This window comes from Cohnella massiliensis, from assembly GCF_900169535.1.
In the GTDB taxonomy this organism is placed as follows: domain Bacteria; phylum Bacillota; class Bacilli; order Paenibacillales; family Paenibacillaceae; genus Cohnella; species Cohnella algarum.
Genome location: NZ_LT821259.1, coordinates 1470232 through 1491661, shown reverse-complemented (window position 1 = coordinate 1491661; position 21430 = coordinate 1470232). Strand labels below are relative to the sequence as shown.

Sequence of the window (21430 nt, the reverse complement as noted above, 5' to 3'; positions counted from 1 at the left end):
CGGATTTTCAAGCCTTTCCCTTCCGGTAGTCGGTAGGCGTGACGCCGTACTGCCGCTTGAACGATTTGGAAAAATAAAGCGGATCCGCATAGCCGACGGCGGCCGCGACTTCCTCGACCGTGAGCGGCTCGCGCAGCAGCGCCCGCGAGCGCTCCAGTCGCAGTTTCTGCAAATAGCGGACGGGCGGCATCCCGAACTGTTGGCGGAACAGCTTGGACAAATGGGTCCGGTGGTAGCCCAATTCCTTCGCCATCCGTTCGATCGTGATCGGCTGCCCCAACTGCGCCTGAAGCCAGAGAGCCGCCCGCTCGGCCTCCCGCGCCTGGACGCCCGATTTCCCGACTCCATCGGCAGACGGCCGATTCTCCCCGTTCGCTTCCGCCCACGAGGCAAAGGCCAGCCGCAGCCAGCCTTCCGCCTCGAGATCGGCGGCAGCCCCGCCCCGCCGGAAGGCGCTCTCGGCCGAGGCCAGCGGCGCCAGCGGCGCCTCGTCCTTCTGCCGAATGACCGGGCGGGCCGGGGAGATGCCGGCGCGCCGCAGCCAGCCGGGAAGCGCGGGTCCCCGGAAGGCGATCCAGCGGTACTTCCATGGGGTTTCCGAATCGGAACGGTACGAGTGAATAACGCCGGGAAGGATGAAAAATGAATCGCCGGGCCCCAGCTCGTATTCGTTCTCCCCGCAACGGAAATAGCCCTTGCCTTCCTCGACGACATGCACAAGCGCATAATCCAGCACCTGGGGACCCAGGCGGTGATCCGGTTTCGTTTGCGACACGCCGGAAAACAGGACGGTCATCTCCCCGTTTTCGCCCGGATGAGGATTGACGGCTATTCGCTCCGAAAAGGGTTTCACTGGCCCATCGCCTCCGCTCACGTGACTACAAAATTCCATATAGACATCGCTTCCATCCATATCCGAAACGAGGCTTATTCCTCTATTCTAGAACGCAGAAGGCCTTCTAACAAGCGAAAAATCCGAAAGGGTGTCGATCATGTCCAAAATCGCTTTTCTCGGTGCGGGGAGCACCGTTTTCGCCAAAAATGTACTGGGAGACTGTTTGCAGACTCCGTCGCTTCAAGGCTTTGAAATCGCGCTATTCGACATCGACGCCGAGCGGCTGTCCGACTCGGAGCAAATGTTGAACAACCTGAAAGCTTCCGTCGGCAGCACCTGCGTCATCAAGGCGTACGGCGACCGGCGCGAGGCGCTGCGCGGAGCCAAATACGTCGTCAACGCGATTCAGGTCGGCGGATACGACCCGTGCACGATTACCGACTTCGAAGTTCCGAAGAAATACGGCCTGCGTCAAACGATCGCCGATACGGTCGGCATCGGCGGCATTTTCCGCAACCTTCGCACGATCCCGGTCATGCTCGATTTCGCGCGGGATATTCAGGACGTCTGCCCGGATGCGTTGTTTTTGAACTATACGAATCCGATGGCCGTGCTGACGAACGCGATGATTACCCTCGGCGGCGTCCGAACGGTCGGCCTGTGCCACAGCGTGCAGGTGTGCGTCCCGCATCTGTTCGAGGCGCTCGGACTTTCGACGGAAGGCGTCAAAACGAAGATCGCCGGCATCAATCATATGGCGTGGCTGCTCGAAGCGACCAAGGACGGCGTGGACTTGTATCCGGAGATCAAGCGCAGGGCGGCCGAAAAGCAAAAGGAAAAGCATCACGATATGGTCCGTTTCGAACTGATGCTGCGTTTCGGCTACTACGTCACGGAATCGTCGGAGCACAACGCCGAGTACCATCCTTATTTTATCAAGCGCAATTACCCCGAATTGATCGAACGCTTCAACATTCCGCTTGACGAATATCCGCGCCGCTGCGTCGAGCAGATCGCCAAATGGAAGGACATGCGCGAATCGCTCGTCAACGACCGCAATCTGACGCATGAAAGGTCGCACGAATACGCTTCCTATATTTTCGAAGCGATGGAAACGAACGTCCCGTTCAAAATCGGCGGCAACGTCATGAACACGGGGCTCATTACAAACCTGCCGAAGGAAGCTTGCGTCGAAGTGCCGTGCCTGGTCGACACGAGCGGAATCAACCCGACCTATATCGGCGATCTTCCGCCGCAATTGGCCGCCCTTAACCGGACGAACATCAACACGCAGCTGTTGACGCTGGAAGCCGCCCGTACCGGCAAGAAGGAGCATATTTACCACGCGGCCATGCTGGATCCGCATACGTCGGCCGAGCTGTCGATCGACGATATCGTTTCGCTTTGCGACGATTTGATCGAAGCGCACGGCAACTGGCTTCCCGCCTTCCGTTGAGCCCGCCCGAAAAAAGCGCCGCCCCGTTGCCTCTCGGGCATCGCGGACGGCGCTTCTCTTTTATGGCTTAAGACGACGCTTCGATTCTCGAAACGCGGCTTACGGTTCGTTCCCGCCGGCCGGCTCCGGATCGGGCCTCGCGCTTTTGGGCGTTTGCATCGTCAACGAGCCTAGACCGTACAGCGACAAGTAAACGATCAGAATGAGCATGCCGAACAAGAGGGTGAAAATCGCTCCGCGATGATCGAGGCCTCCCAGCACGCCTTCGATCAGGCGAAACGGGCTAAAAAGAACGTCCCAGCTGTTCAGGCGGACGACCCTGCCGAGATAAACCCCGAATCCGCCCAGAAACGACGTCGCGAATATAAACGCCCAGCCCGCGACGGGACCGCCGTAATGGCGAATCATGTGGTGAAACTGACGCATGGACAAATAACCGAGCAGCAACCCAGCCCAGGAAAATATAAAAAAGACGACGAGATCGTACCAGACGAGCAGCGACTCGTTGATTTTCGACCAAATGTAATTCGGGTCGGCGATCAGATGGATAAGATCTGTCGTCAAATAGGGCGCATTCGGATAAAACAGCAGCCAGACGATCGCCAACAGGAAAAACGCGAAGCCGGGCTTGTCGCTTCTCCTCCGTCTTTCCAGGCTCATGGTCGCCATCGAAACGAACAGCGGAATCCACGCCAAAAACAAGTTCCACAGCAGAAAACGATGTTTGATGAAATCCAGTTCCAATTGATTGGCCCGTACGATCAGCAGCAGCAGGCAAAGAAACGAAGTGCCCGTCAACACGAGCAAAATGGGGGTGCCCAATGCCCCTCCGATCGACGCATGGCGCGTTTGGCGGCTCATCGGCGCGCACCTCCTTTTTCAGCTTCATCCCGGTATCATATCATACTTGATATCCTGGAAAAAAGTTGCGGCAAAACGGAACGCCGTCCGAATTGACCGGGAAAAAGATGATGCGGGGAGACGTTGACTCTCGTTACGCCCTTTCGTTCCGGCGCTTCCGCCGAACGGATCGTGTGCTAGAATGTAACCGAATTCACTAGAATTCATTAGTCGGTATATATTGCTTTTCCAATCGATAGCCAAAAAGCTGAAGGAGCGTGTTCGCCTTGTTCAAGCTGTCCGTATTTACCGTGGCAACTCCCGATCTGGAGCCGGCCGAGCTGTGCGCCGTTGCCCGAGCCGCCGGAATCCAGGGCGTCGAATGGAGATGCAAAGAAACGCCTCCGGAACGAATCGCCGAGCCGCCTTCGTTCTGGGGCAACAACCGCTGTACGATCCCGCCGGACGCTTCGGAGGAGCAGGCGACGCGCATTCGCGACCTGGCATCGGCCAGCGGCCTGACGAATCTCGCCCTCGTACCGTATTTGACGTGCGGGGATGTCGAGGAGACCGAAGCGAGATTCCGTCTCGCCGCATCTCTCGGGTGCGGCATGGTCCGCATCGGGGTGCCCGCCTATAACGAGCGGGTCCGCTATCCGGAACAACTGGAGGCGGCGTATGCCTACATGGATCAGGTGGACGAGCTGGCCCGCGATTACGGCGTCAAAGCGCTCGTCGAGACGCATCACGGTACGATCGCGGCGAGCGCGTCGGCGGCTTGGCGCCTCGTATCCCGATACTCGCCGGAACGTTTCGGGGTGCTGTACGATCCCGGCAACATGATTCACGAAGGAATGGAAGAATGGCGGCTTGGCGTCGAGGTTCTCGGCCCCTATCTTGCTCATGTGCACGTCAAAAATGCCGCCTGGGCGCAAGTCGCGCTCTCGGAGAGCGGCGAAACTATGCCCTTTGCGGCCGCCGCCTCCGGCGACGAAGCCGAACCCGATCCGCTCGCGCCGGCAGAATGGAAATGCGACTGGTGGCCGATCGCAAGCGGTATCGTCCCGTGGAAGCGCGTGCTGTCCGCGCTGAAATCCGTCGGCTACGACGGCTGGCTTGGCGTCGAGGATTTTAGCCGAACGTACGGCTCGCGCGAGCTGCTTCAAACCTTCGTTCGGCAAATCCGCGCCTGGGAAGAGGAACGATCGTAAGCGACCCGGGAGCTGCACATTCCGCATACACGGTTCCGGATCTTTGCAAATCGATCTTTGCCAAATAGGCGTCGAGAGCCGAAAGGATCTGATATGCCGTCTGTATTCCCGGTTCAGTCCTTGAGTCAGGGACTGCGCGTGTCAACCGATGGGCTGGGGGCTTTGCGCAAGTCCCCTTGAAGCACTTGCCGATAGTAGCCGAGAAGCTGCTCGGAGGGCTCGTCCCAGCCTACATGGCTCGCAAGTTCGGCGGCGCCGCGCGAAATTCGTTGCCGCAAATCGGCGTCGCCCGCGAGCCGATCGACCGCCTCCTTCATGCCTCCCGGCCGGTCCGCATCAAACAGCACGCCCGTTACTCCGTCTTCGATCTGCTCGCACGTCGGGCCGCTGCGGCCGGCTACGACCGGAAGCCCGGACGCCATCGCTTCCAGGATGACGAGACCGAGCGTTTCGGTCGTGGACGGAAAAACGAAAAGGTCGGCCGAAGCGTAAGCTTGCGCCAGCTCCTCTCCGTGCATGAACCCGGCAAACACCGCATTCGTCCCTTGAAAATAGCGCTCCAAATAAGGACGATGCGGTCCGTCGCCGACAAGGGCAAGGCATGTGCCCGGGGAGCTTGCGAGCACTTCCCGAATCCGTTCGATGCCTTTTTCGGCGGCGAGCCTGCCGACATAGAGCAGGATGGTCGAAGCCGGCTTTCCTCCGGACAGGCGCAGACGCATGCTGTCCTTCCGATGCTGCGGCCCGAACCGCGCCGTGTCGACGCCTCGTTTCCACAATCGGACGCTGCGGAATTTTTGCGCGATCAGCTCCTCCTGCACGGATTTGGAGGTGCACAAATTGAGGTCGGCGCGGTTGTGAAGCAGGCGAAGCCACGTCCACAAGATCGGCTTCAGAAACGGAAGCCGGTAATAATCGGCGTATTTCGGGATTTGCGTATGGTAAGAGGCGACCAAAGGCAAGCGCAGCTTGCGGCCATAATAAATTCCCGCCACCCCCAACACGGCCGGGTTCACGACATGCAGCAGGTCTGGCTGAATTCGGCGCAGGATGGCGCCGACCCGGCGGCTGGGCATCGCCAGCTCCTTGTCGGGATACAAAAAGAAGGGACGGGCGGGAATGCCTTCGACTTTTATGCCGTCATATTCGCTTATCCCAAGGTCGGGCGCGATGACCGTAATCTGATTCCCCTGATCCCGAAGCCAGCGGACGGTCGCGAGGAGACGGGTCACGATGCCATCCGTCGAGGGGAGGAACGTTTCGGTCACGATGGCGATCTTCATCCGCGCTTCCTCCTTTCGCTATTTCCAGGTTACTTTGGGCAGAACGTTTTCCGTCAGCACGCGGTCCTTATGCTTGATAGCCGTTTGTAAAATGTCGAGCAGCGCTTCGTCCGTCAGCAGATGGGGCTCGAGACCCAAATCCTTCAACTTCGTGTTTTTCGCGAAATAGTAATGTTTCTCTTTCTCGACGCGCGGATTGTCCAAATGGACGATGCGGCTGTTCAAGCCTTCCCGCTCCGCAACCCTCCGTACCTTCTCCGCAAGGTCCAACACGGAAAATTCCTCCGTGAATTGGTTGAACACCCTGAATTCGCCGCTTTCCGCGGGATTTTCAGCCGTAATCTCGATACAGCGGATCGTATCGCGAATGTTCAGAAACCCACGCGTTTGGCCGCCTTCGCCGTAAACGGTCAAATCGTGGCCGATGGCGGCTTGAATAAGGAATCGGTTAAGCGCGGTGCCGAACACCCCATCATAGTCTAGACGATTGACCAGCAGAGGATCCATCAGCGTTTCGTCGGTATGCAGTCCGTAAACGACCCCCTGGTTCAAATCGGTTGCCCTCAGCCCCCAAACCCGGCAGGCGAACATCAAATTGTGGCTGTCGTGAACTTTGGAAAGGTGGTACATGGAACCCGGCTGTTTCGGGTAGGGCAGGACATCTTCCCTGCCGTTATGAACGATCCGAATGTAGCCCTCCTCGATATCGATGTTGGGCGTTCCGTATTCCCCCATCGTTCCGAGCTTGATCAGATGGCAGTCCGGCACGACCTCCTTGATCCCATAGATGACGTTAAGCGTGCCTACCACGTTGTTCACTTGGGTAAATACGGCGTGTTCCCGGTCGATCATCGAATAGGGGGCGGAACGCTGTTCCGCGAAATGCACGAACGCTTCGGGCCGGGTTTGCGCAAGTACCGTTCTTAAAAAGTCATAATGATTCAAATCCCCTATGTACAATTGAATTTCCCGCCCGGTAAGCTCTTTCCAGCGGGCGATCCGGTCCTCGAGCGAGGCGATCGGCGTCAGCGAATTCGAACGAAGCTCCTCGTCCCATTTGCGGCGAACGAGGCTGTCGACGATCGTGACTTCATGTCCCTTTCGGGATAAATAAAGGGCGGTAGGCCAACCGCAAAATCCGTCTCCGCCTGCGACGACGATTCTCATGTACGCAAAAACCTCCCAGGGAATCTGAATAATAGTGAACGTCCATCATTAGCGTAACATTCGATTATTAAATGCAGATGAAATCAGGCGGAACGGCGTTCTGAACGTTTGAGACTTCGGATATCAAGTTTCGATTCGAAGCCGCTCCAACCGATAGTCTTCGACGAACACGGCGTCTCGGTTGTCTCCCGTCAGATAGCTTATTAGTTGAGGCGCAATATTGGGGATAAGCAAAACGGAATCCAGCTCCGTGACGGGAACCCACTTTACCGCGGACTGAAGCGGGTCCGGCAGCGGCGGCAGCTTTGGCTCCGAGCCTTCTTTCAGAGCGCATTCGAAAATGAGATGGAGACCATGTTTTTCATCGCGCCCGTAATCGCCGGACTGCTTATGCGGAGCCATTTCGTACACGAGCGCAAGCCGCCCAACCTCCACTTCCGCGGTCGTTTCTTCCCGTATTTCCCGCGCGACGCCTTCGACGATCGTTTCCCCCGGCTCCAGTCCTCCTCCCGGCAAATTATAATGAACGCCGTTATCGTCGTATTCGACCAGCAAGACGGCATCCTTTTTGACGATCAATCCCGTACAGCGAATTCTGACATGCGGCAATTTAGCACCTTCTAACTTATCCACATCGGTTGAGAACGGGACGTCAAGACGATTTGAACGGAGAATCCGCCAAATATTCGTTCGCTTGGCGAATAGACGCTTTCACAACGGTCAGCGTTTCGGAATTACGGACGACTTCCTCGTATATGGCGTCCTGCTTACGCTCGATACGGTCAAGACGCATATCCATACTGTCCAGTCGCGTGTCCACGCTGTCTAAACGCATATCCATACTGTCCAGTCGCGTGTCCACGCTGTCTAAACGCATATCCATACTGTCCAGTCGCGTGTCCACACTGTCTAGACGCATATCCATGCTATCCAGTCGCGTGTCCACGCTGTCTAAACGCATATCCATGCTATCCAGTCGCGTGTCCACGCTGTCTAAACGCATATCCATGCTATCCAGTCGCGTGTCCACGCTGTCTAAACGCATATCCATCTCATCGAAACGTCGATAAACTTCTCCGCGAAAGGATGTTATGTCCTCTTCCATCGAAATCATGCGACTTTCCATCGAATTCATGCGACTTTCCATCGAATTCATGCGGCTGTCCATCGAAACGAATTGGCTATTCATCGTTTCCATGCTGCAGTCGAGCGAATCCATCCGGCCGCCCAGCTTTTTCACTTCGTCTAGCACCTGGATCAGCAAGTGTTCCAACCGGATCCCCCCTATTCGGAATACAAGGACTTCTTCGCTCCGCGGCTTTTGACAACAAAAGCACCCCAGCAAAGCAACACGCCGCGTGTTTGGCTTTGTAAGGGTGCTTCCCGAACATCTTTTCCTATATTATGATGAACCTTCGTTTTTTTGTCAATGCGGATTTAGGCGGTTCGATTTAGCGTCCCAAAGCGCTATTTTCCGGTTCGCGCGGCCAGGACGCATTGCCGGACGATTTGCTCGTCGGTCATCGAGCTCATTTCCGCGTACCGAATCGTCGTTTCGTTGACCAATTTTTCGGTATCGTTTTGACCGATCAGCACTTTGGCAAGCTTGGATAAAAATTTCCGTTTAGCGTACACGCGTACTGCCAGCGTACGCTGCCTTCCGTCCCAAATGACCCGCACGAGTTTGTCCGTGCCGTCAAATACGGCGTAACGCGTATCGGAAAGTTGGGGCTGATGCTGCTGTTTCGTTTTTTGAAAACCTTGCGGAGCGAGCTCCGAACCGATTTCCTGCAAGATAAGCTCGAACAAGGGCTCTGTCATTACGAAATCACCTTTCGTCTCTATGCGTTACATATGCATTCATCTAATCAGTTAGCCGTACGTTCAAGCACGGCTTTGTTTCCGACCATGTTCGGCGTTAATCCCAATTTTCTCAGTCGTACGTACACTTGATCGTTCACGGAAAATAAGTCCGCGCCATTGTAATACGAGTAAGAGCAATGAAGCGTTTCAGGCCTCGCGTCCGGCAAAGAGAACGTATAAGCGCTTCCCTCCTGACTCAGGTAGCTGTAGAAAACTTTGGCTCGAATATAATATTCGCCATCCAGCAGCGGAAGCGGATACGGGATTTCATTGTTCGGGTAAACTTCAAAATGAGGCGAGTCGACGGAAAAGGCCGGGGATTTATGCAAGATCGCGAGCAGTTGGCTCGTTGTGAAAGGAATATGCAGCGCCTGATTGTGCAACGGTTCGACCAGCTTGATGATTCTGGATAATGCCAGCAGCGTTAGGCAGCAAAATAGTCCCCCGAAGATCAAGACCAAATTTTTGCCCGCCAATCCCAATAACAGACCGAAGCCTAGCAAAACGAAGCCCATTACGTTTAAAGCGCTTCTCAACCATCCCGCCCCCAGCTTTTATCGTCTTTTCCGAAGTACTTTTATCCATAGCAATCGGATCGAATAATAGATAACGAAAAACAGGAAAAACCAAAGGGCAAATCTCCCCCAATCGAACGGCCGGTTCCACGCGATCACAACGCGGCCGGAAAGTTGGGTTATCTCTTCATAATCATAAAACAAGCCCGGCTTATAGGATTTTGTCAAAAGATATCCGCGTATGGCCAAGCAAACCGCCAATAGGACGACAGCCAAAACCGAGACGATCGCCGATTCGAACATCAGCTTCACTTCTTTTCTCATGACCGCCAACCCCCTCCACTCTCGCACGTTTGCAGGCTAGCGGACCCGGGACGTTATCCGGACGCCAAAAAATCGAGCAACTGGCCGATATGATCGATTTTGCCGTCCGGTTCGACGCCGGCTTCCCTCATTTTGGCGATATCGGTCCCATACGCGACAAACCGGATGCCCGCCTCCTGCGCCCCCTTGCCGTCGATCCAGGAGTCGCCGACGGAAATCCACTCCGAAGCCGGTATATCCGGATAACTTTCGAGAACGTAGACAAAACCGTCGGGCGACGGCTTCAGCATGGCCATTCGTTCCCGGCCCGCAACGAGATCGAAAAAAGAGAGAATGCCGTTTTCGGCCAATGCGGCACGCGCCGCTTCCTCCGAGTTGTTCGTGACGACCGTCAAACGATAGCAGCCGACGAGTCCGTTGAGCAGTTCCCTGACGCCCGGCTCCAATTCGGCGCCGGCCATCCCCTTCACCTCGTGCTTCCTGACGATCGCCCAGGTTTCCTCTTCCAGTTCTTTCGTCAACCGGCCCGTCTGACGAGCCTGCCGAATTAGCGTCGAAGACGTCTCCCGCTGGAACGCACAATCCTCGTCCAGAAGCCGGTGGCCGGCCAAAAAAGCGTAAATCTCCCGCTTCATCTCCGGAAAATCGATGGCCGAGCGAAGCAGCGTATTGTCCATATCGAACATAATGCCTTTTATCCGATGCATGGTGTCTCCTTGCGATCCGAGATCCGGTTTTTTTCCATCCTTGTCCTTTATCATAGCATAATCGGGACCTGGAAAAACGGGAGAGTTTCATCTTCAAAGTAAAAAGGCCAGCCGGATATCCGGATGACCCCGATTCAAGCGAATCATTTTCGCAAGTAGCCTAGTGCTTTACATATTTCCCATAGTCGGGTACGGCGACCGAATCGAATTCCTCGGCCAATTTTCGCAGACTCTCTGCCAGTCGCTCGCCTTCCATCGGCATGCCGTGACCGGCAATGGCCGATTGCGGTTGAAGATCCCGCAGCTTGCGCACGGATTGGCGGGCAGCCTCCCAATCGGTCGTCAAATATCTTGGGGGGCCGCTCATGTCCGGCTGCTGTGTAAATACGTTCAAGAGCGAATCCTGGCGAACCGTCACGAACGCGTCTCCCGCGACCAAAGCGCGGTCCCGCTCCCGGAACAGCGAGATATGCCCCGGCGTATGACCGGGAGTATGAATCCATCGCCACTCCGGAAGCACGGGAATCGATCCGTCCATCGGCAGGTTTTCGACCCGGGTTCCCAGATTTACGGGTTCTACGGGAAAAAGAGAGGACAGCTTGGCGACCAGCCCGCCTTCGACGGCCGGATCGGGCGGAGGGTACGATTGCCGTCCCGTCAAAAAAGGCATTTCCAGTTCATGCGCATAAACCGGAACATCCCACTCGTCGAGCAGTTCGACGATCGCGCCGACATGATCGAAATGGCCATGGGTCAAAACGATCCCTTGCGGCTTGGCGTTTTCCCCGAATCGCCGTTGGCAGGCCGCCCGAATTTGGGCCGCCGATTGCGGCATTCCCGCATCCGCCAGCACCCACTCGCCGCCCGGCTTCCCGATGAAAACGACGTTGACGATCTGGACCGTTTCGCAAAACAGATCCGGCCCGACCTCCAGGCCCGTTCCGTTTTTTATAGACGTAAAAGGCAAAAAGCGGTAGTCCTCGCCGTATGACATTTCCTTATCCATTTATGTTTCCCCCTTTTGCAGCCCTTCCCCGTTCGCTCGGGTCCGCAAACGATTTTCGCCCGTTTATCGTCCCCTTTCGCTCCGGTTGTTATCCTTTCCGGATCGACAATAAATTGGAAGGAGTTTCGAAAAGGCTGCGATACATAAGTGAGCGAAAAAGACGAAATCTTAATGCAAGGAACAAATAAAAACAAGTAGGTGGAGACGACAGATGAACAAAAAGGTGGCAAGCGGCCTGATGGTGGCCGGTATTTCCCTGATGCTGACGGTTCCTGCAGTCGCGGAAGGAACGACTCATTCGATGGGCACCAACGGCACGATGACTAGACCGGGAGTCCATGGTACCTACACGGGAACCGGAACCGGCGCGGGAACGGTCGTTCCGAATACCGGCTATACCGGCACGACCGTGCCGGGCAACGGCTATACGACCAGAGGGACGACGAACGGCACGGCGAACGACGGCTTTGCGAACGGCGGAAATTACCGGACGAGAGCTGCCGCAAACCGCGCCGGGAACAACTGGGGATGGCTTGGTTTGCTCGGATTGTTCGGCTTGCTCGGCATGCGCAGCCGCAATCCCGAGCGGGATCGCACGTAAACGTCAATCAATAACGGATGAAAGAACACCTCCCGATCCGTCGATTCGGGGGGTGTTCTTGCGAAAAACAAGGAGGATCGTGATGACGAAACGGATTTTTCCGTTGCTTGTGTCGGCTGCGATTTTTTTCGGTTTTCCGCCGGCATCGTCGCTTCATGCGCAAAGTTCCGAAACGCGTGCGGCAAGCGTTGCGTTGAGCGTGCGCACAAGTCCCGAAGCCGCATTCGCGACCCGGCTCGAACTGAGCGATCGCGATTTAGCCGAAGCGCTGAAGCATGCGGCCGCCGCGGAAACGGAATTTGCTCCGCTTTTAACGGACGTTTATGTAGAGACGGAAGTTTCGCTTCCGATGGCGTTGCGTTTGGACATAACCGGAAATTTATGGAGCGATGCCGAAGGAAAGCGGTTCCTCCTTCCGGAGAAATGGTCGGACAAGCTGCGCAACGAAGCCCTGAAGCTTCGGCAACGCCACTACGGCGAGCTTCTTTCATGGGAAGAAGCCAAATCGTTCTTCCCGCTTAAGAGCACTTTTCAAGTTCGGGACGCGGAAACCGGTTTGACGTTTCGGGTTCAACGCCGCGCCGGACGAACGCATGCAGACGTACAGCCTTTGACCAGGGAAGACACGGCCGTCATGAAAAAAATATATCAAAACCGCTGGAGCTGGAAACGGAAAGCCGTCATCGTCTCCGCGAACGGCCGAAATGTCGCAGCTTCGATGAACGGCATGCCGCACGGCGGCGACGGCATTCCCGAAAACGGCTTTTCCGGCCATTTCTGCATCCATTTTTTGCACAGCACGACGCATCGGTCCGACTCCCCTGACCCTCCCACCAATTGATGATTCTCAAAGCCGCTGGGCGGTTGCGGCCGTATTTCGAATCGTCCGGGCCCGCCTTGCTTGCCCAAAGCATGATCGAGGCGGCGAACCATCGGGAAGCGGAAATCGTCCGGCTTCTGACCAAGGGAATGCCGAAGGAACGCTCTTCGTCCCTCATTCGGGAATTGAATGCCGTGACCGCCATTCGGACGGAGGACGCCGGGCCGAAGGAGACGGAAGACGGCGCGCTGAACGCCTGTGCCGAATGGAAAGCCGTCGTGTACCGCAATCGCGAAAAATCGGACCTCGTGTTCCGTTTCGCCTATTTCCGGCAGTCGCCGTTATCGCCTTGGCGCCTGCGGGAGATGACCGCGGATCCCGCCTAATGACTCGCAATCTTCCGGTTCCCGGCGGGCTTCTCTTGCTTGATCTCTTCAGGCAACCGCTCGGAAATTCCAGGCACTTCTCGCGGCGAATATTCGATTTCGTCGGAGGAGTATACCGTGACGAAAACCCGGCCCCCTCCCGTAAAGGTACGAATCAGAACCGGCTGATTGTACGGATTGAGGAAAACGAAGTCCGGTCCGCCCCAGCTAACCGTGGCATCCCGACCGGGCGGCACGTAGGGGACGTTCCGGCTATGCGAATAGCGTTTGACAATCGTAAGTCCCGCCCGGTCGATCGCATTAAACAGCGTGGAGGATACTTGACAAATGCCGCCGCCGATCCCTTCCGACAATTCGCCCCGCACGATAATCGGCGCGGGCAAATATCCTCTCGAGATCGTGCGAATGCCGACGGCCCGATTGAAGGAAAACGTCTCCCCCGGGAACACGACTGTGTTGTTGATCGCTTTGGAGGCCAGGCCGATGTTGTGGGACCGGTTTTTGTTTCGCGAATTAAAATAGGTGACGTAGTGGCCGATCGGCTTCTCTCGAAGCGGCGCCAGCAGCTCGCTGTCGACCCGCGGATAAACCGCCGTCCGCGGCACTTCGATCGAGGGAGATCCGCTGCCGAAGAGCGAATCGTAAAATTTTTCGGCAAATCGGTTGCGATCCAGCCTGTAACCGACTTTTTCCGGCACAATTTGCCCGCTCTCGCCGATCGTGGCATTTTGCGGCCGTTCGTAGACGCGCTCGTGCAGACGTTCAAGCAGCCGCTCGAATTTTTCCGGGTCGACGATTGGCAGGGCGGGCAATAATTCGTAGTCGGCACGCTTGACGTTTTCCACGATTTGTTCCTTGTACCGGATCGAGAAACTGTCGGGAAGCGGCGCGGAAAGCAGGAGCAGCGCCCAGGATATCGTTAACCATTTCAATTTCGGATAGCACCTTTCGTTAGGATAATCACAACGATACGGTTTCCCAAACGGCTGCCTTCCATTCATTTCCCTTTTATTTACGCCCTCGTTCGACCAAATTGATCCCGACTCCCATGCAAATGACGGCAAACAGCAGAAGCTTGGAAACCGGGGGAAACAGGTCCCATCCGCTTTCATCGTACAGGACAATTCCGAGCAAGGCATCCATGGCATGGCTCATCGGAAAAAACCGGGCCACCAGCAAAATGAAGTCGTTCGTAAGCGTTCCCGGCGGCATATAGGCACCGCTAATCAGCGGGATGACCGGAATGATGGACGGATACAGCATATTGAAATGTTCGGGCGTTTTGGTGAATCCGGTAAACAGCAGCGCCAGGGCGACGACAGCGAAGACAAAAACCGCCGTCACGAAAAGCAGCATCCCGAAATTGTCGCCCAGATCGAAACCGAATCCGTATAAGAAAATAAGGTAGACGATCAGAATTTGCGCGAATCCGATCATAAACGCATACAGCAAATGCCCCATATACATTTCCGTTTTCGTCGTCGGGGAAAGAATCATCCGGTTCCATATGCCGGACGTTTTTTCCGAATTGACCGCATTGATTTTAAAGCCGACGGTAAACATGGACAAAAACAAGGCAAAGGCGAACATCAGCTGCATGCTCATATCGTAGCTCGCGATTTCGTCTCCTTCCGGATTGGCGGCCTGAAGAAAGAGCGGCGGACGCTCCATATACGCGGCGACATCCTCTCGGAATCGTTCGGGCTGATCCGTACGTTCCGCGGCTTCCCGCAGCTGCAGTTCCTGCCGGAAGACGGCATTCGCGTGCTGTTCGACCGTCTGGACATTATAGTCTTCGATGGCTGCAACGATCCGGAAATCGTTCCGCATCAGCGCGACCGCCACCGTCGAACGTCCTTCGCGAACTTTATTTCTCGCTTGCTTCTCGTCCTCCAGGACGAACTCGAACGCCTCGCTTTCGTTCAACCGGTCGATCCACGCCGCAGCCTCGTCCTCGGATATTCCGTCCGCGGCGAATACGTCCACTTTCAATTTGCTCTCCGCATTCATGCCGAACAGCAGGACGGCCAATACGCTTAAGCCGATAAAAAGCAACAGCAGATAAGGGGAACGTTTCTCCTTCATCCATTGCGACAACAGGACGGGAACCATTAAATCCGCCCCCTTTTCGGAAATAGAAGCAAACCCGCCGCGATCGCGACGACGGAAAACAAGATAAGCTGCAGAAGCGGGATGGCGATAACGGATATCGCTTCTTGTTGGACCCATTGAATGAAAACGGCTAAAGACAACCCGTTCGGCGTCCATTCCCCGACATCCCGAAGCCAGTCCGGCAGAATATAGACGGGGACGAAGCTGCCCCCGATCGTTCCGGTCACCATGATGACGATGATCATCGCTCCGTTCGCCGACGATTCCTTGTACCGGAAAGCCAACGCGGTAAAAACGGCGGACAACGAGGCGATGCTGAAGCAAAAGACGAGCGCGATCGTCGCCATGCCAAGCCAGAACTGCGGCGAGCGGCCGGGGAACAGGCGGAGCGCGAAATGGCAGAGCGCGAAAACGGCCGTCATTTGAAGAAGAGACATGACGAAGGTCGAACCGATCTTGCCGGCCAAATAGCGGAACGGCGGACTGCCACTCAGCAAAATCCGTTGGAACACGCGCTCCCTTTTTTCCGTAATGGCTTTCGTTGCCGTCGTCATCGCCACGAACAAGGCAAAAACGATCGTAATGGACAGCGAGTAATATTGAAACGAAGTGATCATTTGAAAGCCTTCGATCGTTTCCCTGCCACCGACGGAGACGGGAACATCGGGAGCCCCGGCCCCGGCATGATCGGCAGAGGCGTGGCTTAACGCCAGTTCGAAGTTCAACGTCTTCATGAAGCCTTCGACGATATCCCGCAGTACGTCGACTTCAAGCGAGGAATCCGCCGCCGTCAGCGCAAGGGGCATGGCTTCGCCTTCGCCGAGCAGCATCCGGTTCAGCGCAGCCAGCGTATAGCCCTCGGGAATCGTAAGGATCGCGGATATTTCGTTGTCCTCCAATTGCCGGGCAGCCGTCTCCGCATCCGATTCGGTCGTCTTTACGAATTGTCCGACTTCTTCCCCTTCGAGCAGCTGCATGAGCAGCATGGCCGGCTGCAGCTGCTCCGCCCGAGCGGCAAGAGCGCCCGCCTCCTCTTCCGCAAGCCGCGATGACGCCAGCGAATCCCGGAACTGCCGCAAGCCCGCTTCCTCGTCGTCTTCCCGGACGATCGCGACGTCCATGTCGAGCGATTCGGCGCCGTTTTCGACCCAGTTCGGCAGCGCAAGGCTCAAAACGACGATCAGCACGATCGGCAGCAGAAGCGAGAGCGCCATCTCTTTTCGGTCCCGCCAGTACACCAGAAAATCCTTTTTGAGGAAAGGCAGCATTCCGTCTCCCCCTTCAGTCTCTCAGCGTACGGCCCGTCAGATGAAGAAACACATCCTCAAGGCTAGGCGTTTGAATATGAATGTTGACGATCTGGACTTGCAGCCGTTCCGCTGCCTGAACGACGGCCGACAGCACGCTGCGCTGCTTCGACACGATCAGCTTCAGGCCGGATTCCGTTTCCTCGACCTGTCGGACGGACTCCAGCGCTTGCAGCTCCCTGACCAGCTCCGGACTCGGCGCGTTCAATTGAACGAGCAGCGTATCTTCGCCGGATAAAATGCCCTGCAGTTCTTTGCGCGTTCCGGAAGCGATAATCCGACCGTTGTCCATAATGTACATCCGGTTGCAAAGCTGCTCCACTTCCTCCATGTAATGGCTCGTGTACAAAACGGTCGTTCCTTTTTCCCGATTGAGCAAACGGACCATATCCAAAATATGATTGCGGGACTGGGGATCGATGCCGACCGTCGGTTCGTCCATAATGACGATTTGCGGTTCGTGAAGCAGCGCGGCGGCGATGTTGATCCGGCGCTTCATCCCTCCGGAATACGATTTGATCAGCTCCTTCTGCCGTTCGCGCAACCCGACCAGCTCGAGCGTTTCCTGAATTTTCGAGTCCAATGCCGGTCCTTTAAGTTTGTAGATCAAACCGAAAAACTTCAAATTTTCGTAAGCGCTCAGCTCTTCGTACAAGGCGATTTCCTGCGGCACGACGCCCAGCACTTTGCGCAGCTCCTGCGGGTGCTTGAGGACGCTTCTTCCGTTCAGGCGCACGTCGCCCTCGGTCGGCCGCAGCAGCGAAGCGATCATCGAAATCGTCGTCGACTTTCCCGCTCCGTTCGGGCCCAGCAAGCCGACCGACTCCCCTCTGTCCAAAAACAAGCTGACGTCGTCCACCACAGTCTTTCCTTTGAATACTTTGCGAAGCTCAACCGTTTCGAGCATGTTCGGCAGCCATCCTTTCTTTCCATGGATCTTCGATTATGGTTTAAAGATACAAGAAAAAAGACAGTGCGCTCACTGTCTTCCGTCACTTCATTTATGGCAAACCATGACTGGAGTCATGGTCAAACGATTTGATTCCGAATCGCGTAAATGGCAAGCTGCGTCCGATCCCGCAAATTCAGCTTGTCGATGATTTGGCTCACATGGTTTTTGACCGTTCCGATCGAAAGCCCGAGCTCGTTTGCGATTTCCCGGTTGCTTCTTCCTTCCCCGACAAGCCGGACGATCATCAGCTCGCGCGGCGTGATCGACGGGTCGACGGCCGGTTCGTCTTGCCCTTTCAGCAGGCGCGGGATCACTTTGGCCGCAACTTCCTCCTGCAGCGAAAGCCCGCCCAACAGACAGCTTCGGATCGAACGGATGAGCGCTTCCGGTTCCGCATCCTTCAGCATGTAGCCGTCCACCCCGTTTTTTAACGCTTCGAACGCATATTGGTCGTCATTGAACGTCGTCAGCATCAGCACTTTGGTGCGGGGCCAGCGCGACCGGATCGCACGCAGCGCCTCCAATCCGTTCATTTCCGGCATTCGGATATCGAGAACGGCGATCTCGAACGCTTGCTTCTCGCATAAAGCGATCGCTTCCTTTCCGTTCCCGGCCTCTCCGGTCACTTTCAGCTCCGGGTCGGTTTCGATCATCATTTTCAAGCCTTGCCTGACCATCGCCTGATCTTCGGCGAGCAAAATCCGGATCACGAATTCTCCTCCTGTTCCGGCGTGTTGGCCGCAATAAGCGGCAATGTGCCTCTGACGACGAACAAACGATCGTACGCCGCGATTTCCAGTTTTCCTCCGGCCTGTTCGATCCGCTCCCGCATCGACCGCAGGCCGAAGCCCTCCTTGACCGGATCGGCGACAGCCCGTTGATTCGACACTTCAAATCGGAAAATGCTTCCTCCGGGGGCTTCGAAAAGAATTCGGGCTTCCCTTTCGTTCCCGTGTCTCATCGCGTTCGTCAACGCCTCCTGCACAGCGCGATAGATCGCGGCGGATTGCGCGTTCCCAAGGGGAGCCGAAAGCGCGCCGTTCCGCACCGTAAACTGAATGCGCATAAAGCTTTCGGCCTCGAGCCTGCGGATCAAGCCCAATATCGCTGGCAAGCCGCCCGGTTCCTGCTGCTTCAACGCTTTGACCGCGTTTCTCGTTTCCTCCAGGCTTTCTTTGGCCAGTCCTTTCAACTGCGTCAGCATCTCTCGGGTTTCCCCGCCGGACTTCAACCGGTAAACCTCAAGCTGCATAAGCAAGGCGCTCAGCTTGTGTCCGACGGAATCGTGGATTTCCCGTCCGACATAAGCCCGTTCCTCCTGCCTGGCCGCTTCTTCATCCGAAATCAGCCTGCGCTTCAACCGCCGGTATTCGCTTAGCAGCGCTTCGCCGCGCGCGGCCGTCTCCTCCCGCTCGGAAAGCAAAACGCGAAATTGGATCAGAGCGACAGCGGAAATCGCCGTAAATAAAACGAGAAAGAGGAGCGGCAGGCTCGGATAACCGGCCAAAACCGGCAAAAACGCTGCCAGGACGGCAAAAGCGCCCGCGACCGCCGCCCCGGCGGACTTCAGGCTGTATGCCGCATGGCCGACAAGCAGTGCGAACAAGATGAGCGGGTACGGATTCGGAGGACCGTCGGCTGCGGGCCAGAGCGCGACGGCGGCGAGCAAAGCCGCAAGGCTCGTTGCGAACGTCAACAGCGCCGGCCTTTCCCGAATTAACGGCAAAAGAAAGTAAACGGCAAAAAACATGGCGCTCAGCAGCAAGCGCCATGCGATCTCGCGTTCTAGCGGATAAATGTGCAGCATCGCCCCCAGCCACGCCGCGATCAAGAAAATCAGCCAAAGCCAATACGAACGCATTTTTCCTCCCGTGGGCTTGCGGCAAGCTTCTGCCCGCCTCGACGTATGGTTTCGACGCGGCCCGGGCGGGTTCCTGCTTCCTTGCCCTGATTATGAAAACGGGGAGCGTACCGGGTGACGGCCGGTTACCAAATCGTCAGCTTTTTCTCCGCGGGAGTGCGCGGTTTCGGATTCGGCGCCTTGTCGAAGTATCCGATATGCAAAATGCCGACGATTTGTTCTCCTTCCTTGACGCCAAGGCCTTCGCGGAAAACGGGAGAGCGGATGAACTCGAAGGTCGTCCAGGTCATGCCAAGCCTTCGCTCCCACCCGAGCAGCTGCATGTTCTGCATCAGGCAGCAGACGGCCGCGAAATTCTCCTCCCGCTTATGTTCGTTTTTCTCCTCCTTCATCACGACCACCAGGCTGGCGGGAATTTCGGCCATCTTCTTCTTCATCAATTCCTTTAATTTCGCCGGAAGCAGCTTCATCCGCATCATATTGCCGGAAGCGTTCACCGCCAAATCGGCCAGCCTTTCCCGCCCTTCCGGGCTTTCGATCAAAATAAACCGCCAAGGCTCCCGAAGCCCGTGATTCGGCGCCCATACCGCATCGTTCAGCAATTCCAGAATCAGCTCTCGGGATACCGGCAGCCGGTTGAACGAGCGGATGCTCCTTCTCTCCCTTACGGTTTGCGCGACGCTCATCGGTTTTTCGCCCCTTTCGGCAATGGATTGGCGTTCCAATGCGAAATCATCGTCTGGAAAAATTTCAAAATCGTATGCAGTTCCGTTTCCGAAAACGAATTCAAGGACCGCAAAAATTTGCTTTCTTGGATTCCGTGCAACGTCTCGTGCAATTCGAGGACTTCCTTGCCTTTCGGGGTTAGGCTGAAGTACACCTCTTTCTTGTTGTCGTTAAGCCGGCTGCGTTTGATAAATCCTTCCTCAAGGAGCTTGGCGCTGATTTTCGTAATGCTCGCTTTCGACAAATTCAATTTTCCGGCAACGGACGTGTTGTTGATCGGCTCGTTGTTGCCAATGCAGTCGATGACATGGATGCTGGTCAAATTGTTCGGGAACGCGGTCAGATTCAATTCCCGCGCTTTATCGGCGAACTCGCGAAATTCGACTTCCATGCGCTGTTCGTTCAGATGCATAAAATGAATAAACTGGCCGTATATCAGTTGCCTGAGCGTTAGATCCGCTTCCATTAGGGGTCACCCGCTTAAAAAATATTTTGTTTATAAATTAACAATATTTACGAACGGGATTCAAATCATAAAAATTAAATCAAGCTTAATCAAATAATTTTTTTGTTAACTTGTTAATAAACATAGCACGATCTTGCCGGAAAATCAATATTGGCGAGCACAGGTTCATTTCCGTTCAGGCTCGTTCCAGTTTTCCTTGATTTGTTCCGCGTTCTTTTTCAGCCAGTCCTTCTCCGAAGCGACTAAATACGCGATGCCGACGATCAAGGACGCGATGCTCGCGATAAGGGGACCGTTTCCGATATAGCCTAACATTGCCCGGAACATCTCGTAGCTCCAGCTTGACGCGTTCGAACCGAATATCGCAGCGCTAATATAGCGAATTCCGTACAGGAAAGCGGCGATACAGATGAAAACGACCCCGGCTGTTCTTCGTTGCATCGTTCTCCTCCTCTTCCTTCACCCCGACAATTCCATCCGCAACCTGATCATATCCCGGCAATGAATGCCGTTCTCGTAAATGTCTTGCGCATAATTCCGCACGAAAAATCGACGTCGACGCCGACGATTCGAAAGCCGCAGCTTTGATAGAGCTTCAGTTGCCAAAAGCTTGAATTGCCCGTTCCGATTTCCAGCGCGGTCGCTTGACGGCTCTTTGCTTCCCTTATGGCCGCTTGAACCAGTTGCCTTCCGATTCCTTGGCCTTGCCGAGACTCCTTGACGGCCACGTTGACGATTTCCATCGTCCGGGGGCGCGTATGAATCAAGACGACTTCGCCGACAAGTTCGTCGTCCAAATAAGCCCCGTAACCGTACCCTCGGCCGACGTATTCGTTCACGAGCTCCCGGGACGGATCGGCCAGCAGCAGAAGATCGTACGGAATTTCGTTCGGGTCCTCCAATAATTCAATGGTTAAGTTCATGTGTTGCCGCTCCCCCGCTTCGATCGCAGATCATCCCCTATTATAACCCATATCATGGAAAAAGGGACC

25 protein-coding genes and 1 pseudogene are annotated in these 21430 nt (G+C 55.7%); 5 read left to right on the top strand and 21 right to left on the bottom strand.

The window, feature by feature from the left end:
• Positions 1-7: 7 nt before the first annotated feature.
• On the bottom strand, positions 8-853 hold the full coding sequence (locus tag B7E11_RS20625) for an AraC family transcriptional regulator (protein ID WP_245809782.1): 846 nt from the start codon (positions 851-853) through the stop codon (positions 8-10).
• Between the two features lie 139 nt (positions 854-992).
• Here B7E11_RS20625 and melA point away from each other — a divergent pair, with 139 nt between their 5' ends.
• Positions 993-2291 (top strand): alpha-glucosidase/alpha-galactosidase, encoded by a 1299-nt coding sequence (gene melA / locus B7E11_RS20620; protein WP_080840917.1) that lies wholly within the window; start codon positions 993-995, stop codon positions 2289-2291.
• 99 nt (positions 2292-2390) lie between these two features.
• Here the strand turns inward: melA and B7E11_RS20615 are convergent, their stop codons facing one another.
• Complete coding sequence (locus B7E11_RS20615; protein ID WP_080838269.1) at positions 2391-3152, bottom strand: DUF1361 domain-containing protein; 762 nt, start codon at positions 3150-3152, stop codon at positions 2391-2393.
• A gap of 266 nt (positions 3153-3418) precedes the next feature.
• Here B7E11_RS20615 and B7E11_RS20610 point away from each other — a divergent pair, with 266 nt between their 5' ends.
• Positions 3419-4342, top strand: a complete 924-nt coding sequence (locus tag B7E11_RS20610) for a sugar phosphate isomerase/epimerase family protein (RefSeq protein WP_080838266.1) — start codon at positions 3419-3421, stop codon at positions 4340-4342.
• 125 nt (positions 4343-4467) lie between these two features.
• Here B7E11_RS20610 and B7E11_RS20605 read toward each other — a convergent pair whose 3' ends face one another.
• From B7E11_RS20605 to B7E11_RS20565, 9 genes are all read right to left on the bottom strand, one after another.
• Positions 4468-5625, bottom strand: coding sequence for a glycosyltransferase family 4 protein (locus B7E11_RS20605; protein ID WP_080838263.1), 1158 nt, complete (start codon positions 5623-5625; stop codon positions 4468-4470).
• 18 nt (positions 5626-5643) lie between these two features.
• Entirely contained in the window at positions 5644-6792 is a 1149-nt protein-coding gene (locus tag B7E11_RS20600; RefSeq protein WP_080838261.1) for an NAD-dependent epimerase/dehydratase family protein, read from the bottom strand.
• Between the two features lie 123 nt (positions 6793-6915).
• Entirely contained in the window at positions 6916-7401 is a 486-nt protein-coding gene (locus B7E11_RS20595) for an NUDIX domain-containing protein (protein WP_080838258.1), read from the bottom strand.
• A 43-nt stretch (positions 7402-7444) separates the two neighbouring features.
• Complete coding sequence (locus B7E11_RS20590; protein WP_080838256.1) at positions 7445-8065, bottom strand: hypothetical protein; 621 nt, start codon at positions 8063-8065, stop codon at positions 7445-7447.
• 194 nt (positions 8066-8259) lie between these two features.
• Positions 8260-8613: a hypothetical protein gene (locus B7E11_RS20585; RefSeq protein WP_080838253.1), complete on the bottom strand. Its 354-nt coding sequence runs from the start codon at positions 8611-8613 to the stop codon at positions 8260-8262.
• A gap of 47 nt (positions 8614-8660) precedes the next feature.
• A complete protein-coding gene (locus tag B7E11_RS20580) occupies positions 8661-9170 on the bottom strand; it encodes a hypothetical protein (RefSeq protein ID WP_080838251.1) in 510 nt (169 codons plus the stop codon).
• Positions 9171-9209: 39 nt separating this feature from the next.
• Positions 9210-9494, bottom strand: coding sequence for a hypothetical protein (locus tag B7E11_RS20575; RefSeq protein WP_080838248.1), 285 nt, complete (start codon positions 9492-9494; stop codon positions 9210-9212).
• 53 nt (positions 9495-9547) lie between these two features.
• Positions 9548-10201 (bottom strand): HAD family hydrolase, encoded by a 654-nt coding sequence (locus tag B7E11_RS20570; protein WP_080838246.1) that lies wholly within the window; start codon positions 10199-10201, stop codon positions 9548-9550.
• A gap of 160 nt (positions 10202-10361) precedes the next feature.
• Complete coding sequence (locus B7E11_RS20565; RefSeq protein WP_080838243.1) at positions 10362-11207, bottom strand: MBL fold metallo-hydrolase; 846 nt, start codon at positions 11205-11207, stop codon at positions 10362-10364.
• A 211-nt stretch (positions 11208-11418) separates the two neighbouring features.
• Here B7E11_RS20565 and B7E11_RS20560 point away from each other — a divergent pair, with 211 nt between their 5' ends.
• The 3 genes from B7E11_RS20560 (at position 11419) to B7E11_RS20550 (ending at position 13014) form a co-directional block, all read left to right on the top strand.
• Positions 11419-11808, top strand: a complete 390-nt coding sequence (locus B7E11_RS20560; protein WP_080838241.1) for a WGxxGxxG family protein — start codon at positions 11419-11421, stop codon at positions 11806-11808.
• Positions 11809-11890: 82 nt separating this feature from the next.
• Positions 11891-12649 (top strand): hypothetical protein, encoded by a 759-nt coding sequence (locus B7E11_RS20555; RefSeq protein WP_080838238.1) that lies wholly within the window; start codon positions 11891-11893, stop codon positions 12647-12649.
• Between the two features lie 23 nt (positions 12650-12672).
• Positions 12673-13014 (top strand): hypothetical protein, encoded by a 342-nt coding sequence (locus tag B7E11_RS20550; RefSeq protein ID WP_080838235.1) that lies wholly within the window; start codon positions 12673-12675, stop codon positions 13012-13014.
• Here B7E11_RS20550 and B7E11_RS20545 read toward each other — a convergent pair.
• The 10 genes and pseudogenes from B7E11_RS20545 to B7E11_RS20500 form a co-directional block, all read right to left on the bottom strand.
• The gene (locus tag B7E11_RS20545; RefSeq protein ID WP_080838232.1) at positions 13011-13946 is read right to left on the bottom strand and encodes a VanW family protein; all 936 of its coding nucleotides are present in this window, start codon (positions 13944-13946) and stop codon (positions 13011-13013) included. The two genes, B7E11_RS20550 and B7E11_RS20545, sit on opposite strands and share 4 nt — an antisense overlap.
• A 76-nt stretch (positions 13947-14022) precedes the next feature.
• Positions 14023-15126, bottom strand: coding sequence for an ABC transporter permease (locus B7E11_RS20540; RefSeq protein ID WP_176220838.1), 1104 nt, complete (start codon positions 15124-15126; stop codon positions 14023-14025).
• Positions 15126-16394: an ABC transporter permease gene (locus B7E11_RS20535; protein ID WP_080838226.1), complete on the bottom strand. Its 1269-nt coding sequence runs from the start codon at positions 16392-16394 to the stop codon at positions 15126-15128. Before B7E11_RS20535 ends, B7E11_RS20540 begins: the two co-directional genes overlap by 1 nt.
• A gap of 13 nt (positions 16395-16407) precedes the next feature.
• Positions 16408-17340 (bottom strand): ABC transporter ATP-binding protein, encoded by a 933-nt coding sequence (locus tag B7E11_RS20530; protein WP_080838224.1) that lies wholly within the window; start codon positions 17338-17340, stop codon positions 16408-16410.
• A gap of 122 nt (positions 17341-17462) precedes the next feature.
• Positions 17463-18095, bottom strand: a complete 633-nt coding sequence (locus B7E11_RS20525) for a response regulator (RefSeq protein WP_080838221.1) — start codon at positions 18093-18095, stop codon at positions 17463-17465.
• The gene (locus tag B7E11_RS20520; protein WP_080838218.1) at positions 18092-19246 is read right to left on the bottom strand and encodes a sensor histidine kinase; all 1155 of its coding nucleotides are present in this window, start codon (positions 19244-19246) and stop codon (positions 18092-18094) included. Before B7E11_RS20520 ends, B7E11_RS20525 begins: the two co-directional genes overlap by 4 nt.
• 125 nt (positions 19247-19371) lie before the next feature.
• Entirely contained in the window at positions 19372-19932 is a 561-nt protein-coding gene (locus B7E11_RS20515) for a nitroreductase family protein (protein ID WP_080838216.1), read from the bottom strand.
• Positions 19929-20438, bottom strand: a complete 510-nt coding sequence (locus B7E11_RS20510; protein WP_080838214.1) for a MarR family transcriptional regulator — start codon at positions 20436-20438, stop codon at positions 19929-19931. The genes B7E11_RS20515 and B7E11_RS20510 overlap by 4 nt, the downstream gene beginning before the upstream one ends.
• Positions 20439-20603: 165 nt before the next feature.
• A complete protein-coding gene (locus B7E11_RS20505; protein WP_080838211.1) occupies positions 20604-20879 on the bottom strand; it encodes a hypothetical protein in 276 nt (91 codons plus the stop codon).
• Between the two features lie 18 nt (positions 20880-20897).
• A pseudogene (locus tag B7E11_RS20500) lies at positions 20898-21361 on the bottom strand (GNAT family N-acetyltransferase).
• Between the last annotated feature and the right edge of the window lie 69 nt (positions 21362-21430).

Bases quoted from the DNA above. Each gene is read 5' to 3' on its own strand.
- B7E11_RS20540 (WP_176220838.1), bottom strand. From the start codon at position 15,126: ATGGTTCCCGTCCTGTTGTCGCAATGGATGAAGGAGAAACGTTCCCCT.
- B7E11_RS20585 (WP_080838253.1), bottom strand. From the start codon at position 8,613: ATGACAGAGCCCTTGTTCGAGCTTATCTTGCAGGAAATCGGTTCGGAG.
- B7E11_RS20535 (WP_080838226.1), bottom strand. From the start codon at position 16,394: ATGCTGCCTTTCCTCAAAAAGGATTTTCTGGTGTACTGGCGGGACCGA.
- B7E11_RS20605 (WP_080838263.1), bottom strand. From the start codon at position 5,625: ATGAAGATCGCCATCGTGACCGAAACGTTCCTCCCCTCGACGGATGGC.
- B7E11_RS20520 (WP_080838218.1), bottom strand. From the start codon at position 19,246: ATGCGTTCGTATTGGCTTTGGCTGATTTTCTTGATCGCGGCGTGGCTG.
- B7E11_RS20580 (WP_080838251.1), bottom strand. From the start codon at position 9,170: ATGGGCTTCGTTTTGCTAGGCTTCGGTCTGTTATTGGGATTGGCGGGC.
- B7E11_RS20505 (WP_080838211.1), bottom strand. From the start codon at position 20,879: ATGCAACGAAGAACAGCCGGGGTCGTTTTCATCTGTATCGCCGCTTTC.
- B7E11_RS20565 (WP_080838243.1), bottom strand. From the start codon at position 11,207: ATGGATAAGGAAATGTCATACGGCGAGGACTACCGCTTTTTGCCTTTT.
- B7E11_RS20560 (WP_080838241.1), top strand. From the start codon at position 11,419: ATGAACAAAAAGGTGGCAAGCGGCCTGATGGTGGCCGGTATTTCCCTG.
- B7E11_RS20515 (WP_080838216.1), bottom strand. From the start codon at position 19,932: ATGAGCGTCGCGCAAACCGTAAGGGAGAGAAGGAGCATCCGCTCGTTC.
- B7E11_RS20555 (WP_080838238.1), top strand. From the start codon at position 11,891: ATGACGAAACGGATTTTTCCGTTGCTTGTGTCGGCTGCGATTTTTTTC.
- B7E11_RS20530 (WP_080838224.1), bottom strand. From the start codon at position 17,340: ATGCTCGAAACGGTTGAGCTTCGCAAAGTATTCAAAGGAAAGACTGTG.
- B7E11_RS20570 (WP_080838246.1), bottom strand. From the start codon at position 10,201: ATGCATCGGATAAAAGGCATTATGTTCGATATGGACAATACGCTGCTT.
- B7E11_RS20615 (WP_080838269.1), bottom strand. From the start codon at position 3,152: ATGAGCCGCCAAACGCGCCATGCGTCGATCGGAGGGGCATTGGGCACC.
- melA (WP_080840917.1), top strand. From the start codon at position 993: ATGTCCAAAATCGCTTTTCTCGGTGCGGGGAGCACCGTTTTCGCCAAA.
- B7E11_RS20510 (WP_080838214.1), bottom strand. From the start codon at position 20,438: ATGGAAGCGGATCTAACGCTCAGGCAACTGATATACGGCCAGTTTATT.
- B7E11_RS20575 (WP_080838248.1), bottom strand. From the start codon at position 9,494: ATGAGAAAAGAAGTGAAGCTGATGTTCGAATCGGCGATCGTCTCGGTT.
- B7E11_RS20600 (WP_080838261.1), bottom strand. From the start codon at position 6,792: ATGAGAATCGTCGTCGCAGGCGGAGACGGATTTTGCGGTTGGCCTACC.